Annotated in this window: 12 protein-coding genes; 6 read left to right on the forward strand and 6 right to left on the reverse strand. The window is 68.6% G+C overall.

What is annotated here, in order from left to right:
• Positions 1–45: 45 nt before the first annotated feature.
• Positions 46–1209, reverse strand: coding sequence for an acyl-CoA dehydrogenase family protein (locus AMS67_RS06355; protein WP_053386590.1), 1164 nt, complete (start codon positions 1207–1209; stop codon positions 46–48).
• A 73-nt stretch (positions 1210–1282) separates the two neighbouring features.
• Positions 1283–2515, reverse strand: coding sequence for a CaiB/BaiF CoA transferase family protein (locus tag AMS67_RS06360; RefSeq protein WP_053386591.1), 1233 nt, complete (start codon positions 2513–2515; stop codon positions 1283–1285).
• A 139-nt stretch (positions 2516–2654) separates the two neighbouring features.
• Between AMS67_RS06360 and AMS67_RS06365 the strand changes: the two genes are divergently transcribed.
• Entirely contained in the window at positions 2655–4238 is a 1584-nt protein-coding gene (locus AMS67_RS06365; RefSeq protein WP_053386592.1) for a PucR family transcriptional regulator, read from the forward strand.
• Between the two features lie 36 nt (positions 4239–4274).
• Here AMS67_RS06365 and AMS67_RS17265 read toward each other — a convergent pair whose 3' ends face one another.
• From AMS67_RS17265 to AMS67_RS06380, 4 genes are all read right to left on the reverse strand, one after another.
• Entirely contained in the window at positions 4275–4457 is a 183-nt protein-coding gene (locus AMS67_RS17265) for a hypothetical protein (RefSeq protein ID WP_156316552.1), read from the reverse strand.
• An 86-nt stretch (positions 4458–4543) separates the two neighbouring features.
• Positions 4544–5182 (reverse strand): hypothetical protein, encoded by a 639-nt coding sequence (locus tag AMS67_RS06370; RefSeq protein WP_053386593.1) that lies wholly within the window; start codon positions 5180–5182, stop codon positions 4544–4546.
• A gap of 26 nt (positions 5183–5208) precedes the next feature.
• On the reverse strand, positions 5209–5727 hold the full coding sequence (locus tag AMS67_RS06375; RefSeq protein ID WP_053386594.1) for an amino-acid N-acetyltransferase: 519 nt from the start codon (positions 5725–5727) through the stop codon (positions 5209–5211).
• A gap of 228 nt (positions 5728–5955) precedes the next feature.
• Entirely contained in the window at positions 5956–8481 is a 2526-nt protein-coding gene (locus AMS67_RS06380) for an ATP-dependent Clp protease ATP-binding subunit (RefSeq protein WP_053351829.1), read from the reverse strand.
• A gap of 210 nt (positions 8482–8691) precedes the next feature.
• Between AMS67_RS06380 and AMS67_RS06385 the strand changes: the two genes are divergently transcribed.
• The 5 genes from AMS67_RS06385 to AMS67_RS06405 all read left to right on the forward strand — a co-directional run bounded on the left by AMS67_RS06385 (position 8692) and on the right by AMS67_RS06405 (position 13956).
• On the forward strand, positions 8692–9576 hold the full coding sequence (locus AMS67_RS06385) for a MurR/RpiR family transcriptional regulator (RefSeq protein ID WP_053386747.1): 885 nt from the start codon (positions 8692–8694) through the stop codon (positions 9574–9576).
• Between the two features lie 155 nt (positions 9577–9731).
• The gene (locus AMS67_RS06390; RefSeq protein ID WP_053386595.1) at positions 9732–10451 is read left to right on the forward strand and encodes a tyrosine-protein phosphatase; all 720 of its coding nucleotides are present in this window, start codon (positions 9732–9734) and stop codon (positions 10449–10451) included.
• Positions 10448–11263 (forward strand): metallophosphoesterase family protein, encoded by an 816-nt coding sequence (locus AMS67_RS06395; protein ID WP_053386596.1) that lies wholly within the window; start codon positions 10448–10450, stop codon positions 11261–11263. The genes AMS67_RS06390 and AMS67_RS06395 overlap by 4 nt, the downstream gene beginning before the upstream one ends.
• Complete coding sequence (locus AMS67_RS06400) at positions 11253–12281, forward strand: ABC transporter substrate-binding protein (RefSeq protein WP_053386597.1); 1029 nt, start codon at positions 11253–11255, stop codon at positions 12279–12281. Before AMS67_RS06395 ends, AMS67_RS06400 begins: the two co-directional genes overlap by 11 nt.
• Entirely contained in the window at positions 12265–13956 is a 1692-nt protein-coding gene (locus tag AMS67_RS06405; protein ID WP_241488002.1) for an ABC transporter permease, read from the forward strand. Before AMS67_RS06400 ends, AMS67_RS06405 begins: the two co-directional genes overlap by 17 nt.
• Position 13957: the final 1 nt, after the last annotated feature.

Genomic DNA, 13957 nt, shown 5'->3' on the forward strand with positions numbered 1-13957 from the left:
ATGACCGAAGCGCGTGGCGGCCGCGTCTCCCGCGCCGCAGATCGTCTAGAACGCGGCGATACCGGTGAGTTCGCGCCCGATCACGAGCTGATGCACCTCGTCCGTGCCCTCGTAGGTGCGCACTGACTCGAGGTTCGCCATGTGGCGCATCACCGGGAAGTCGGACGTGATACCGTCGCCGCCCAGAATGGAGCGCGCCGTGCCGGCGATCTTGATCGCCTCGCGCACGTTGTTCAGCTTGCCGACGGAGATCTGCCCGTAGGTGAGCGTGCCGGCGTCTTTCAACCGCCCGAGGTGCAGCGCGAGCAGCAGCCCCTTCTGGTACTCGAGGAACATATCGGCGAGCTTCGCCTGGATGATCTGCTTGCCGCCGATCGGCGCGCCGAACACCTCGCGGGTCTGCGAGCGCTCGACCGCGACCTCGAGGCATGAGCGGGCCGCGCCCATGACCCCCCAGGCGATGCCGTACCGCGCCTCGTTCAGGCACTTGAACGGCGACGACAGCCCCTTCGAGCCGGGCAGGATCGCATCCGCCGGCAGGCGAACGTCGTCGAGCACGATCTCGGTCTGCAGCGACGCGCGCATCGACAACTTGTTCTCAATGGCGGTGGCTTGGAATCCGGGGGTGTCGGTCGGCACGATGAAACCGCGCACGATCCCGTCCTCGTCTTTCGCCCAGATCACGCCGAGCGTTGCGATCGTTGCGAGGCCGATCCAGCGCTTCTTGCCGTTGAGCACCCACGTGTCGCCCTCACGGCGCGCGGTGGTGAGCATGGTGTTGGGATCCGAACCCCCCTGCGGCTCGGTGAGCCCGAAGAACCCGATGGCTTCGCCGCGCCCCATCGGCGGCAGCCAGCGCTGCTTCTGCTCTTCGGAGCCGAACTTGTAGATCGCCCCCATCGCGAGCGAGCCCTGCACCGACAGCGCGGTGCGGAACCCCGAGTCGACGGCTTCGAACTCCATGGCGACCAGGCCGTACGCCACCGACGAGGCGCCCTTCAGCCCGTATCCGTCGAGGTACATGCCGAACGCCCCGAACTCGCCGACCTCGGGCAGCAGCTCGACCGGCAGGCGCCGGTCTTCGAATGCCTGGTCGATGATCGGCTGAATGCGCGTCTGAGCGAATTCGCGCGCTTTCAGCTGCCACTCGCGTTCTTCTTCGGTGACGAAGTCGGCGACGTCGAACAGCTGGTCGATGGTGGTGGTCATGATGCTCCTCGAGTGGTGCGGGTGATGCGGAAGTTGTGCAGGGGTGGGTTGGCGCGGAATCCGTGGGCTGCGCTCAGCGCGGCAGCCAGGCGGCGTCCTGGTGCTCGCCGATGCCGGGCGGCGGAACGTGGTACTGCGCGGGAGTCGCGGAGAACGAGATCGGGGTCGCCACCGAGCGCAGCGTCTGCATGGTGCCGTCTTCGGCGCGCGCTGCGGTTTCGGCGACCGGCTCGAGCCCGAGTTCACCGGCGAGTTCGAGTGCCTGCGCGATGGAGTTCACGCGACCTGCGGGGATGTTCGCTGCGGTGCAAGCGTCGATCCATTCGGCGGCGGATCGCGCGGACAGTGCACGCGCGATCGCTGCCCGCAGCTCGACCCGATGGGCGACCCGCTGCGGGTTCGTCGCGAATCGCTCGTCGTTCGCGAGTTCGTCGATGCCGAGCACTGCGCAGAGCCGGGCGAACTGCCCGTCGGTGCCCACCGCGAGCGCGATCGACTGGTCGGCAGCGCGGAAAGTCTCGTAGGGGGCGATCGACGGGTGCGCGTTGCCCATGCGCTCGGGAGCCACCCCGGTTTCGAGCGTCGACGACGCCTGATTGGCGAGCGCCGAGAGCAGCGACCCGAGCAGCGTCACCTTGACGTGCTGTCCCTGACCAGCGACGGGTGATCCCGCATCGTCGCGTGCACGCAGCGCGGCCTGAATGCCGATCACGGAGTTGAGTCCGGTGAGGATGTCGACGAGCGCGACGCCGACCTTCGTGGGTTCGCCGCCGTCGGCATCGGCCTGACCCGTGATGCTCATGAGCCCGCCGACCGCCTGGACGAGCAGGTCGTATCCGGGAAGGTCGCGTCCGGCTGTGTCGCCGAAGCCCGAGATCGAGCAGTAGACGAGGCCGGGATGGGCTGCGGCGAGCTCGGCGTAGCCCAGGCCGAACTTCTCCATCGTGCCCGGCTTGAAGTTCTCGATGACGACGTCGGCGCTCAGTGCGAGTTCGCGGGCGCGGGCGAGCCCCTCCGCGTCACGTAGGTCGCAGACGACGGAGCGTTTGCCGCGGTTGACGCCCGCGAAGTAGGTGCTCTGACCGACCGCGTTCACCGGGGGGCGCCACTGGCGCGTGCCGTCTCCCTCGGGGCTCTCGATCTTGATGACGTCGGCGCCGAGGTCGGCGAGAATCATCGTGGCGTGCGGGCCTGCGAGCACACGTGAGAAGTCGGCGACGCGGATGCCCCGCAAAGCTCCTCCCGCCGGGTGACTGGCGGACGCAGAGGGCTGCGGCTCGGCGGGGTGCTGCGGCAGGCCGGTCATCGGAAACTCCTCGTCATCGATCGCGGCCGAACTCGACGGCCGGCGCGGTGCTTCTCTGGCCAGTGTAGGTGCCGCCACTGAATACTCGGCGCGCCAGACTGCCCACTGCCTGAGTGATGGACTGTGCAAGAATCGCACCATGGTTGCACTCTCCCAGCTGCTCGCCCTCCCCGACCTCGGGCTTCGTCTCGTGCAGGCGGGGGCCGGAGATCCGGAGATCTCTTGGGTATCGAACACGGAACTGCTCGATCTGGGCGCCTACCTCGAGGGCGGAGAGATCATTCTCACGACGGGCCTCGCGCTCGGTGCCGATGACCCGAGGTGGCGCGATTTCGTCGCCGGACTCAGCCGCGCCCGAATCGCCGGAATCGGGTTCGGTGTGGGCATTGCGCACGATGCCGTTCCGTCAGCGCTCGTGCGAGCCGCGAGCGCGTATCGCGTTGCGCTCTTCGAAGTGCCGTTGCCCGTGCCATTCATCGCGGTGAGCAAAGCCCTCGCCGGCCTGTTGCGCGCAGATGAGCTCGAAGCGGCACGCGACGCGCTGCATACCCAGCGGCAGTTACTCGAGGGCGCCCGCAGCGAGCAGGAACCCGCGCAGGTGCTGGCGCGTCTCGCCCAGTCGACGGGCAAGCACTTCGCGGTGCTGACCTCCGACGGGGCGACGCTGGCGAGTACCGCCGGTTTCGTTGCCGCATTGGATCCTGCGCGCGCGGCGAGGCGCGGTGGCGATACTCAGGCGGCCAAGGCTTTCGCAGGCGACCTCGAGTTGATCGATCTCGACGCATCCGGCGGACACCGGCTCGCGCTCGCCGGCGGTGCGGCGTTATCGCCCGAGGGGCGATCGATCGTCGCCGCCGGGGCCATGGTGCTCGGGCTGGCGCTGAGCAGCGATCGCGCCGATGCTGAGCGCGAGCGCGAGCGCTGGGAGCGAGCGGCAGACGCAGCACTGCGAGGGCGCCCGCTCGAACCGATGCTCACGGTGCTCGCTTCCGAACTCCCAGCGCCCGAGCGCGTTCGCGTGGTGGCGGTGCAGGGCGCCGCCGAAGACGTTGCGCAGTGGCACCGATCCGCACGTTCAGGCATTGATCGGCTGATCGCACGTGATTCGGCCGACGCCCCGGCCGCCGGAGTCGCGCGTGCCTGGCAGATCGTCGCTGATGACGAGGCCGGCATTCTGGTCGCGCTGGAGCGCGCCGCTGCACTCAACCTCGACGCGGTGGTGGGCAGAGGCGCAGACGCGAGCGCAGCCTCACTGAGTCGGCGCTCGGCCGCAGCCCGCCTCGGGGCGCTCTCCCCGACGGCGCCGCTGTACCAATCCCCCCGCGTACCCGTGGTGCTCTGGGCCGATCGCGATACTCCCTTGCTCGACCTCATGCTCGATCTGCACGACCCGTCCGCCACGGGCGGCGTCGATGCTGCGCAGCGCAGCCTGACTGCCGCAGTGCTCCGCACACTCTCGCTGCGACATTCGAATGGTGCGGGTGATCAGTCGACCGACGAGGTCAGCGAGATCGATCGGGCGGCACTTCGCGAAACGCTCTACGCCGTGTTCGCCTCAGACGGCCAGCGCGGGCCAGCGTCAGTCGCGCTGGGTATTCACCGCAACACGCTGCGCGACCGCATCGCGCGCATCGAACGGATCACCGGTCGGTCGCTCGGCGACCCCGATGACCGCGCGGAGCTCTGGTTCGCACTCCGCGTTGAAGATGCGTTCGCGGGGTAGCGGCTCTCGCCCCGCGAACGATCCCGTGTAGACGACTCAGACGGCAGGGGCCTCGGGCACGGCGGGTGCCTCGGGGTGGGGCTCGTGCAGAGCATGCAATACGCCACGCATGTCTCCATGGAGCAGGTCGTCGATGAGTTCGTCGACCGCGACGGCTTCATTCGTGCCCTCGGTGATCTCCACCTTGAGCCCGTTGCTGGGTACATGATTTCTGGTCATGCCTCACAGTACTCCCGCGAAGCTGAAAGTGGCACCTATTTGCGGTACGGCGATGCACCTCAGGTTTCCCGGGCGTGTCCCGCTGATCAGTACAGCAAGAACTGTGCGGTTCCGGTGCCCTGCACGCCCCCGGCAGCCGCACGCAGGTGGTACGACGCACCCTCTGCTGACACCGCATCGCGGGTGATATCGCAGGTTTCGGTGCTTGAACGCGTGCGATCCCAGGCGATCGCCTCGCTCTCGATTGTTTTGCCAGGGTCGAGGATCACCGCGAGATGCTCGGGGTTCTTCTGGCAGTCGGCGGATCGCCACACCTCGTCAGCCCCGCTCGCCACGACGAACTGCAGCTCTGCGCTGCCCAGGTCGGCCGAACAGGCGGCTTCACCGGTGTTCTCCACCGTCAGCGAGAGCTGCGGCTCCTCCCCCGCGGCGTAGTCGCTCTTATCGGTCTTCGGGGTGACCGCGAGCTGCCCGGTCGCACACACGGGGACTTCGCCATCATCGGTCTCGTCGTCATCCGGAGCGTCAGCGCCCGCCAAATCTTTGGGCACCGAGACCTGGCTCGCATCTTGCGCACCGCCCGTCGACCCGGGCCGCACGATGATCAGTACGATCACCGCGACGATCGCGAGAAACACGGCCAGCACAATAAGGCGTCGGCGAATGAACACCCGACGGTCGGGGGTCTGCGGCGCGCTTCCGCCTGGCTCTCGGGGGGTCGACATGGCGCCAGCGTATCCTCAGCGAAGGGTCAGAGGTGCTTGAGCATGCGCGTGTTGCCGAGCGTGTTCGGCTTCACACGGGCAAGGTCCAGGAACTCGGCGACGCCCTCATCGCTCGAACGCAGCAGCTCGGCGTACACCTCGCCCGCCACGAGCTCCGTGTCTTCGCCCACCTGCGAAAAGCCGTGCTTCGTGAAGAAGTCGACCTCGAAGGTGAGGCAGAACAGCTGGGCGAGACCGAGGTCGCGGGCGCGCGCTTCCAGAGCCGTGAGGAGGCGGTGGCCGACGCCCGAGCCGAGCAGTTGCTCCGAAACTCCGAGCGTGCGCACTTCGCCGAGCTGATCCCACATCACGTGCACGGCGCCGTAGCCGACCACGGCGTCGGTCTCATCGACCGCCACGAGAAACTCGGGCACGGCCGCGTACAGATCGACAAGGTCTTTGCCGAGCAGAATACGTCGGGCAACGAGGGGCTCCATCAGTGCGACCATGTGCGGCACGTCTCCGGTGCGCGCACTCCGGATGCTGATCTGCGGAGCTGACGTCATCCACCCAGTCTAGGTGGGTCGACCACAAACACCGATTCAACGAAACACATACAGGAGCGGGAGGTTACTGTATGCGTTTCGTTGAATCGGTGCCCCAGGCACGAGTGCCCGTGCGCCCGCGGGCACGAGCTCGCAGAACCGCGGGCACGAGTTCACAGAACCGCGGGCACCCAGAAACGCGAGAGGGCCCCGCTGCACTGCAGCGGGGCCCTCAGGCATGTAAGAACCTTACTCGGTGGTGCCGGGAGTCGCAGCCGTCGACGCGACGGCCGCGGCCGACGACGCCGAAGCAGCGCTCGGGTCGCGGTCGGCGCGAGCCTCGGTCTCGAACGTGAACTGACCGTCCACGAAGTCGACCTTCACCAGATCGCCGGCCAACAGCTCGGCGCTCAGGATGCGCTCGGACAGGCGATCCTCGATCTCGCGCTGCATCGCACGACGCAGCGGACGCGCACCCAGCGTGGGGTCGTACCCGACGTCGGCGAGGCGCTCGCGGGCCGGCTGCGAGATCTCGATGTGCATGTCGCGATCGAGCAGGCGGTCTTTCAGCTGCTTCACGAAGAGGTCGACGATCTGCAGCAGCTCCGGCTTGGTGAGCTGCGGGAACACGATCGTGTCGTCGACGCGGTTCAGGAACTCGGGCTTAAAGTGCTTCTTCAGCTCTTCGTTCACCTTGCCCTTCATCATGTCGTAGCCGACCGACGAGTCGCCCTCGATCTGGAAGCCCACCGGGCCACCGGCGATGGCCGTCGAACCGAGGTTCGTCGTCATGATGATGACCGTGTTCTTGAAGTCGATCACACGTCCCTGACCATCGGTCAGGCGCCCCTCTTCAAGGATCTGCAGCAGCGAGTTGAAGATGTCGGGGTGAGCCTTCTCGATCTCGTCGAAGAGCACGACCGAGAACGGCTTGCGACGCACCTTCTCCGTGAGCTGACCGCCTTCTTCGAAGCCGACGAACCCGGGAGGCGCACCGAAGAGGCGCGACACGGTGTGCTTCTCGCCGTACTCCGACATGTCGAGCGAGATCAGCGCGTCTTCGTCGTCGAACAGGAACTCCGCGAGCGCCTTGGCGAGCTCGGTCTTGCCGACGCCGGTGGGGCCGGCGAAGATGAACGAGCCCGAGGGACGCTTCGGATCCTTGAGGCCCGCGCGCTGGCGACGGATGGTCTTGGCGAGTGCCGAGATGGCCTCGTTCTGACCGATGACGCGCTGGTGCAGCGCCTCTTCCATGAAGCGAAGACGCGAGGTCTCCTCTTCAGTCAGCTTGAAGACGGGGATGCCGGTGGCCTGCGCGAGCACCTCGGCGATCAGTCCCTCGTCGACCTCGGCCTTCGTCGCGACGTCGCCCGAGCGCCACTGCTTCTCGAGGCGCAGACGCTCCGCGATCAGCTTCTTCTCTTCGTCGCGCTTGTTCGCGGCGGCTTCGAAGTCTTGCCCCTCGATCGCCTGCTCTTTCTCGGCGCGGACGACGGCGATCTTCTCGTCGAACTCGCGCAGCTCGGGCGGGCTCGACAGGATCGAGAGGCGCAGGCGTGCACCGGCCTCGTCGATCAGGTCGATGGCCTTGTCGGGCAGGAAGCGATCTTGCACGTAGCGGTCGGCCAGGTTCACCGCGGCGACGATGGCGCCGTCGGTGATGGAGACCTTGTGGTGCGCCTCGTAGCGATCGCGCAGCCCCTTGAGGATGTTGATCGAGTGCGGCAGCGACGGCTCCGCGACCTGGATCGACTGGAAGCGGCGTTCGAGTGCCGCGTCCTTCTCGAAGTGCTTGCGGTACTCGTCGAGCGTGGTGGCACCGATGGTCTGCAGCTCACCACGTGCGAGCATCGGCTTCAGGATGTTCGCCGCGTCGATCGCGCCCTCGGCCGCACCCGCACCGACGAGGGTGTGGATCTCGTCGATGAAGATGATGATGTCGCCGCGGTTGCGGATCTCCTTGGTGACCTTCTTCAGGCGCTCCTCGAAGTCGCCGCGGTACCGGCTGCCCGCGATCATCGAGCCGAGGTCGAGCACGTAGACCTGCTTGTCTTTCAGCGTCTCGGGCACCTCGCCCTTGATGATCGCCTGTGCGAGGCCCTCGACGACGGCGGTCTTGCCGACGCCGGGCTCGCCGATCAGCACCGGGTTGTTCTTCGAGCGGCGCGAGAGGATCTGCATGACCCGCTCGACCTCTTTCTCGCGGCCGATGACCGGGTCGAGCTTGCCCTCGCGCGCGGCCTGGGTCAGGTTGCGACCGAACTGGTCGAGCACCTGCGAGCCCTTCGACTCGCCACCCGTCTCGGGCGCACCGACGGTCGCGCTCTCTTTGCCGGCCTGGTAACCGGAGAGCAGCTGGATTACGGTCTGGCGCACTCGGTTCAGGTCGGCGCCAAGCTTCACGAGCACCTGGGCGGCAACGCCCTCGCCCTCGCGAATCAGGCCGAGCAGGATGTGCTCGGTGCCGATGTAGTTGTGGCCGAGCTGCAGCGCCTCGCGCAGGCTCAACTCGAGCACCTTCTTCGCGCGCGGCGTGAAGGGGATGTGGCCGGCCGGCGGCTGCTGCCCGGTGCCGATGATGTCGGTCACCTGCGCGCGCACGGCATCGAGCGAGATCTCGAGCTGCTCGAGCGCCTTGGCCGCCACGCCCTCACCCTCGTGGATGAGGCCGAGCAGAATGTGCTCGGTGCCGATGTAGTTGTGGTTGAGCATCTTCGCCTCTTCCTGGGCGAGCACCACGACCCGGCGAGCACGATCAGTGAATCTCTCGAACATCTCCTACCTCCTTGCGACGCCATAGCACGGGAGTGGCGCCGCCGATGTGAACAGGCTACGTGGTGATGCGGGATCGCGGGGCCGTGTTCGCCGCAGGCGTGACACGCAGCGTCTCGCCGATGCTCGGCAGGTGACAGCGTGCCGACGGCCGCCGTCGATTCGCCACGCTCCGGTCACCTCGCGTTCACCGGCTCCGCCTACCGTGTTCGCATGCCCGCACCGGATCTCGACGCACGTTCCGACGACGCCATCACCGCGACCGCGCTCCCGTCAGGGTCTGCGCTCGCGGTGATCCGCGCGCTCGCCGGCGGCCTCGGCCCGAGCGAGGGGGCCGTCGCGCGCGTGATGCTGGAACGGGCGGCTGAGGTGCCCCAGTGGTCGACGCAGGAGCTCGCGGTCGCCGCGGGCACGTCGACGGCGACAGTGATCCGGGCCTGCCAGAGACTCGGGTTCCGCGGGTTTCAGCATGTTCGCCTCGAGCTCGCCCGGGAGTCCGCACCGGCCGCGTCGCACGAGGCTCCCGCAGGCGACGTCGTCGATCGGGTGTTCGAGAGCGCCCGGGTCGCGCTGCTCGTCGGCCAGCAGACGGTCGACCGAGAGGCACTTACCCGCGCAGCGGATGCGCTCGCCGGCGCCCGCCGGGTGGTGTGCACGGCGAACGGGTTCTCGGCGCCGCCGCTTCAAGATGCGGCAATGCGGTTCTCGACGGTAGGGCGACCGGTCGAAGCACCTCTCGACATCCTCGCGCAGCAGTTCGCCGCGCACAGCGTGACCGACGACGACGTCTGCCTCGCACTCAGCCATTCCGGCGCGAACGCGCACACGCTCGCCACGGTGCGCGCGGCGCGGCGCCGCGGCGCGCGCATCATCACCGTGGGCAGCTACGCGCGTTCGCCCCTCGCCGACCTGGCGGATGTCGCGCTCTGCACCGGCGCCGTCGGCACCGAGCACACGGTGGATCCGTTCTTCAGCCGGCTCGGTCACTCCGTGCTGCTGCAAGCTCTCGTTGCCGAGGTCGCCCTGCGCACCGACCCCTCCGACACGCTCGAGATGCGCGAAGTCGTGGCCGACGCACTCGCCGAAACCACCGCATAAACCGGCACTGATCGGGGTATCTCGCGAGGTTCTCGCGACCGTCACGCGCAGGCTCCCCGCTGTTCATGAACGCGACACCCGACCCCGAGATGCTGCTCATGTAATCGCATTTCACGCTCGATGTAACGGGCGGCAACCGGCAGGGGATCTTCGCAGTGCACGTCATCTCGCTCGACGACAGCTACAACACCCGGAGCATCGGCTCCGCGGATCGGCCCTGGGTCGTACGGTCTGCAGCGCTCGACGACCTCGCGCCCGGCGGCGAGCGCGTGCTGCGCGAGCTGGGGGTCGATCTGGTGATCGATCTGCGCGAGACGGAGGAGCACGGGACGCGGTCGCACGGGATCCCGGTGCATTCAGCACCGCTGTATGGTCAGGCTCCGCCCAGCGCGGGGTCGCTCGAGTCGATCTATGCCGGGCTGGTCACCGAGCGCGCATCGCGCATCGCCGCCGCCGTCGTCGCGATCGCCGAGCACCCCGGGGTCGCCCTCGTGCACTGCACGGCGGGTAAAGATCGCACGGGCCTTGTGATCGCACTCGCACGACTTGCGGCGGGCGACCCCCGAAGCGCAGTGGTCGCCGACTACGCGCGCTCCGGCGAAACCGTGCGCCCTGCGCGCGCGGCCATCGCCGCCGCACAGCTCGACGCACTCGCACTGAACGCGGAGGATCGCGCCGCGGCTGAACGCCTGCACCTCGACAGCCCCGCTGAAGCTCTCGAATCGGCGCTCGACCTGATCGATGCTCTCGGCGGCGTGCGGGCATATCTCCTCGCGCACGGCGCGGAGCCGCGCCATCTGGCGTCGCTGCAGCAGCGCGCGGCGCGATCCCGCACCACTGCCCCGTCCGACCCCGACGCGGAGGCCGCCGCATGAGCCGCGACACCGGCCGCTTCACGGTGCTGCACCTGAGCGATGTGCACGCGACCGACAGCGGCCTGCTCTACGACGCGGTCGACGGGGTCGGGCGCATCGAGCGCGTGGGCGACTACGCACGCGCAACGGGCATCACGCCGGAGGCAGTCGTGATCACGGGCGATCTGATCGAGCGCGGGCATGCCGGGGCATACGCCGCCGTGGGGGCCGCGTGCCGCCGCTTGGAGGATCGCCTGGGCGTGCCCGTGCTGACGGTGCTGGGCAACCACGACGACCCGATCGCGGCGCGCGCCCTCCCCGGGCACGAGGCCGGGCACTTCGGTGCTCACCGTGTCGACGGCACCCGCATCATCAGGCTCGACTCGCACCGCCGCACACTCGACGAGACCCAGCTCGCGTGGCTCACCGAGGAGCTCGCGACCCCCGCTGAGGGAGGCACCATCGTCGCCCTGCACCACGCCCCGATCGCCTCGCCGCTGCCGACCCTGCGCCGCCAGGGCCTCGCGAACGCCGACGCACTGCTCGACGTGCTCGTCGGCTCGGACGTGCGGGCGATCCTCGCCGGCCATTACCACCACAGCCTCTCCGCATCGATCCGGGGCATCCCTGTCTTCGTCGGCCCCTCGCTCGCCTACCACCAGGTGATGAATGCGGGCCCCGACGCGGTCGCCGGCCACGACTCCCCCATGTTCTCGCTCGTGCAGCTCACCAGCGACGGGGTCAGCGCGTCGACCATCGCCCTGACCTCCCCCGAACCTCTCTTCACCCAACCCATCAGCAGCACCGCACAGAAAGCGACTCATGTCTCGTAACCGCACCACCGGCGTCATCGCCGCCTTCGCCCTCTCGGCCCTCGCACTCACCGGGTGCGCCGCTTCGGCAGACGCCGCAGGGTCCGACGCATCGGATGCCGCCGAGGCATCCACGATCACGCTCTACACCTCGGAGCCGCAGGAGAAGATCGACGCGGTCATCGCCGCGTTCAACGAGCACCACCCCGAAATCACCGTCGACGTGTTCCGCGCGGGCACCGGTGATCTCACCGCGCGCATCGCAACGGAGGAGAAGGCCGGCGAGATCGGCGCCGACCTGCTGCTCGCCGCCGATGCCGGCACGTTCGAGGACTACGCCGAGCGCGACCTGCTACTCGAGTACGCTTCGCCCGAGGCCGATGCCATTCAGCAAGACCTCGTCGACCCCGAGCACTTCTACGTCGGCACCCGCCTGATTCCCACCGTCATCGCGGTGAACACCAACGTCATCACCGACGCACCGACGTCGTGGCAGGACCTCACCGACGCGCAGTACGCCGGCAAGATCGCGATGCCGAACCCCGATGTGTCGGGTGCCGCGGCCTACAACGCCGCCGTCTGGCTCGACGATGCGTCGCTCGGCAAGACCTGGCTCGAAGGCCTCGCCGCCAACAAGCCGCTGATCGCCGAGAGCAACGGCCCGGTGTCGCAGGCCGTGGCCGACGGCAGCAGCCCGGTCGGCATCGTCGTCGATTCGCTGGTGCGCGACCTCGCCGCTGCGGGATCGCCGATCGAGGCCGTCTACCCGAGCGAGGGCGTTCCGTTCGTCTCGCAACCGGTCGGCATCTTCGCGAACACGGACGAAGCCGAGGCGTCGAAGCTCTTCGTCGACTTCCTCATCAGCCAGGAGGGCCAGGAGATCGCCGCATCGCAGTCGTACCTGCCGATCCGTGAGGATGTCGACAGCCCCGAGGGGGCGCCGGCCATCGCCGACATCGATTTCTTGAACCCCGACCTCGAGACCATCCGCGCCTCGCAGGCCGACGCCGTCGAGACCTTCAATGGTCTCTTCCAGTAGCACCCTGGAGCGCGACTCCGCGGGCTCGGTCGATGTCGGCCGGGCCCGCGGGCCGCGCTTCGGCGCACGCCCGTTCGACGGATTCACGGCCGCCCGGCTCGCTCTGTGGTGCGCCGTCGCCGCACTCATCCTCGTCCCCATCACTGCGATCGTCGCGCTGGCGCTCGGCGGCGGCGGTTGGTCGGCGCTCGGCGATCCCGATGTGCTCACCGCCGCCGGCAACTCACTCGTCTCTGCGGGCGTCTCGGGGGCGCTCGCCGTGATCGTCGGCACCGCACTGGCACTGCTGCTCGAACGCACCGACCTGCCGGGCCGTCGGGCGCTGCGGCTCATCGCGCTGAGTCCCATGCTGATGCCGCCGTTCGTCGGCGCGATCGCCTGGCTGAGTCTGCTCGGGCCCTCCGCCACGGTCAACACGTTCTGGTCAACGCACTTCGGCGGCCCGCTCTGGAATCTTTACGGCGGCGACGGCGTGATCTTCTTGCTCACGCTGCACAGCTACCCGATCGCGATGATGATCGTCACCGCAGCACTGCGCCGTGTACCCGCCGACCTCGAGCAGGCGGCGCGCATCGCCGGATCCTCCGCGCCCCGTGCCCTCTGGGAGGTCACGACCCCGCTGCTGCGGCCCGCCATGCTCTCCTCGTTCACCCTGATCGCGGTGTCAAACCTGGCCGACTTCGGTATCCCGTCGATCATCGGGCTTCCCGAGCGCTACGTCACCCTGTCGACCCTCGTCTACCGGTACCTGCAGTCGGGCACCGTCGACGACCCGCTCGCGGTCGTGGCGGCGATCGGCTTCGTGCTGCTCGTGATCGCACTCGTCGGGGTCGTCGTCGACCTGCTCCGCGCGCGCACCCGCGTCGAGCTCGACGCCCAGGCCGGCGCGCCCGCGCTGCTACCGCTTGGCCGAGCCCGCATACCTGCGGCGATCCTCACCGCGATCGCCGTACTGTCGGTCACGGTGCTCCCCCTCATCACGCTCGCGATCCAGTCGGTGCTGCCGGCCCCCGGCGTGCCGCTCACCCCGGAAACCGTCACGCTCGCGAGCTTCGAGCGCGCCCTGACGGCCTCGGGCACACTGGAGGGCATCGGCAACTCCCTCATGCTGGCGACGCTCGCCGCCCTCGGCTGCGGCGTCATCGGGCTCGGGATCGGCACCTTCGTGACCCGCACCCGCGCTCGGGGCAACGCGGCGCTGCTCGGCCTGTCGCTGCTGCCGCAGGCGATCCCGGGCCTCGTGATCGCCGTCGCCTGGCTCGTCATTGCACCGCGCATCGGGCTGTACAACACGCCTTGGCTCATCCTGTGCGCGTACCTGACGTCGTTCCTCGCGCTCGTCGTGCAGTCCGTGCACGCACCGCTCTCGGCGACACCGACGACTGCCGAGGAGGCCGCGCGCATCTCGGGCGCCTCGCGCCTGCGCGCCCTCTGGGACATCTCGTGCCGCATGGCGGTGCCCGCGGCGATCTCCGGTGCGACGCTCGTCGCCCTCACCGCGGTGCGCGAACTCACGCTCTCGGTGCTGCTGCTCTCGCCCGGCTCTCAGACGCTCGGCGTCGTCATCTTCAACCTGCAGCAGGCGGGCGCGTACAACGCCTCGTCGGCGCTCTCACTCATCGTCGCGGTGGTCGGCCTGGCCGGTCTCGGACTCACCGCCCGCACCCAGCGTTAGG

The sequence above is a fragment of the Leucobacter japonicus genome, assembly GCF_001273855.1.
Lineage (GTDB): Bacteria > Actinomycetota > Actinomycetes > Actinomycetales > Microbacteriaceae > Leucobacter > Leucobacter japonicus.

What these genes read in the sequence shown, in the direction of transcription:
- AMS67_RS06355 (WP_053386590.1), bottom strand. Translation starts at nt 1,209, where the DNA reads ATGACCACCACCATCGACCAGCTGTTCGACGTCGCCGACTTCGTCACC.
- AMS67_RS06360 (WP_053386591.1), bottom strand. Translation starts at nt 2,515, where the DNA reads ATGACCGGCCTGCCGCAGCACCCCGCCGAGCCGCAGCCCTCTGCGTCC.
- AMS67_RS06365 (WP_053386592.1), top strand. Translation starts at nt 2,655, where the DNA reads ATGGTTGCACTCTCCCAGCTGCTCGCCCTCCCCGACCTCGGGCTTCGT.
- AMS67_RS17265 (WP_156316552.1), bottom strand. Translation starts at nt 4,457, where the DNA reads ATGACCAGAAATCATGTACCCAGCAACGGGCTCAAGGTGGAGATCACC.
- AMS67_RS06370 (WP_053386593.1), bottom strand. Translation starts at nt 5,182, where the DNA reads ATGTCGACCCCCCGAGAGCCAGGCGGAAGCGCGCCGCAGACCCCCGAC.
- AMS67_RS06375 (WP_053386594.1), bottom strand. Translation starts at nt 5,727, where the DNA reads ATGACGTCAGCTCCGCAGATCAGCATCCGGAGTGCGCGCACCGGAGAC.
- AMS67_RS06380 (WP_053351829.1), bottom strand. Translation starts at nt 8,481, where the DNA reads ATGTTCGAGAGATTCACTGATCGTGCTCGCCGGGTCGTGGTGCTCGCC.
- AMS67_RS06385 (WP_053386747.1), top strand. Translation starts at nt 8,692, where the DNA reads ATGCCCGCACCGGATCTCGACGCACGTTCCGACGACGCCATCACCGCG.
- AMS67_RS06395 (WP_053386596.1), top strand. Translation starts at nt 10,448, where the DNA reads ATGAGCCGCGACACCGGCCGCTTCACGGTGCTGCACCTGAGCGATGTG.
- AMS67_RS06400 (WP_053386597.1), top strand. Translation starts at nt 11,253, where the DNA reads ATGTCTCGTAACCGCACCACCGGCGTCATCGCCGCCTTCGCCCTCTCG.
- AMS67_RS06405 (WP_241488002.1), top strand. Translation starts at nt 12,265, where the DNA reads ATGGTCTCTTCCAGTAGCACCCTGGAGCGCGACTCCGCGGGCTCGGTC.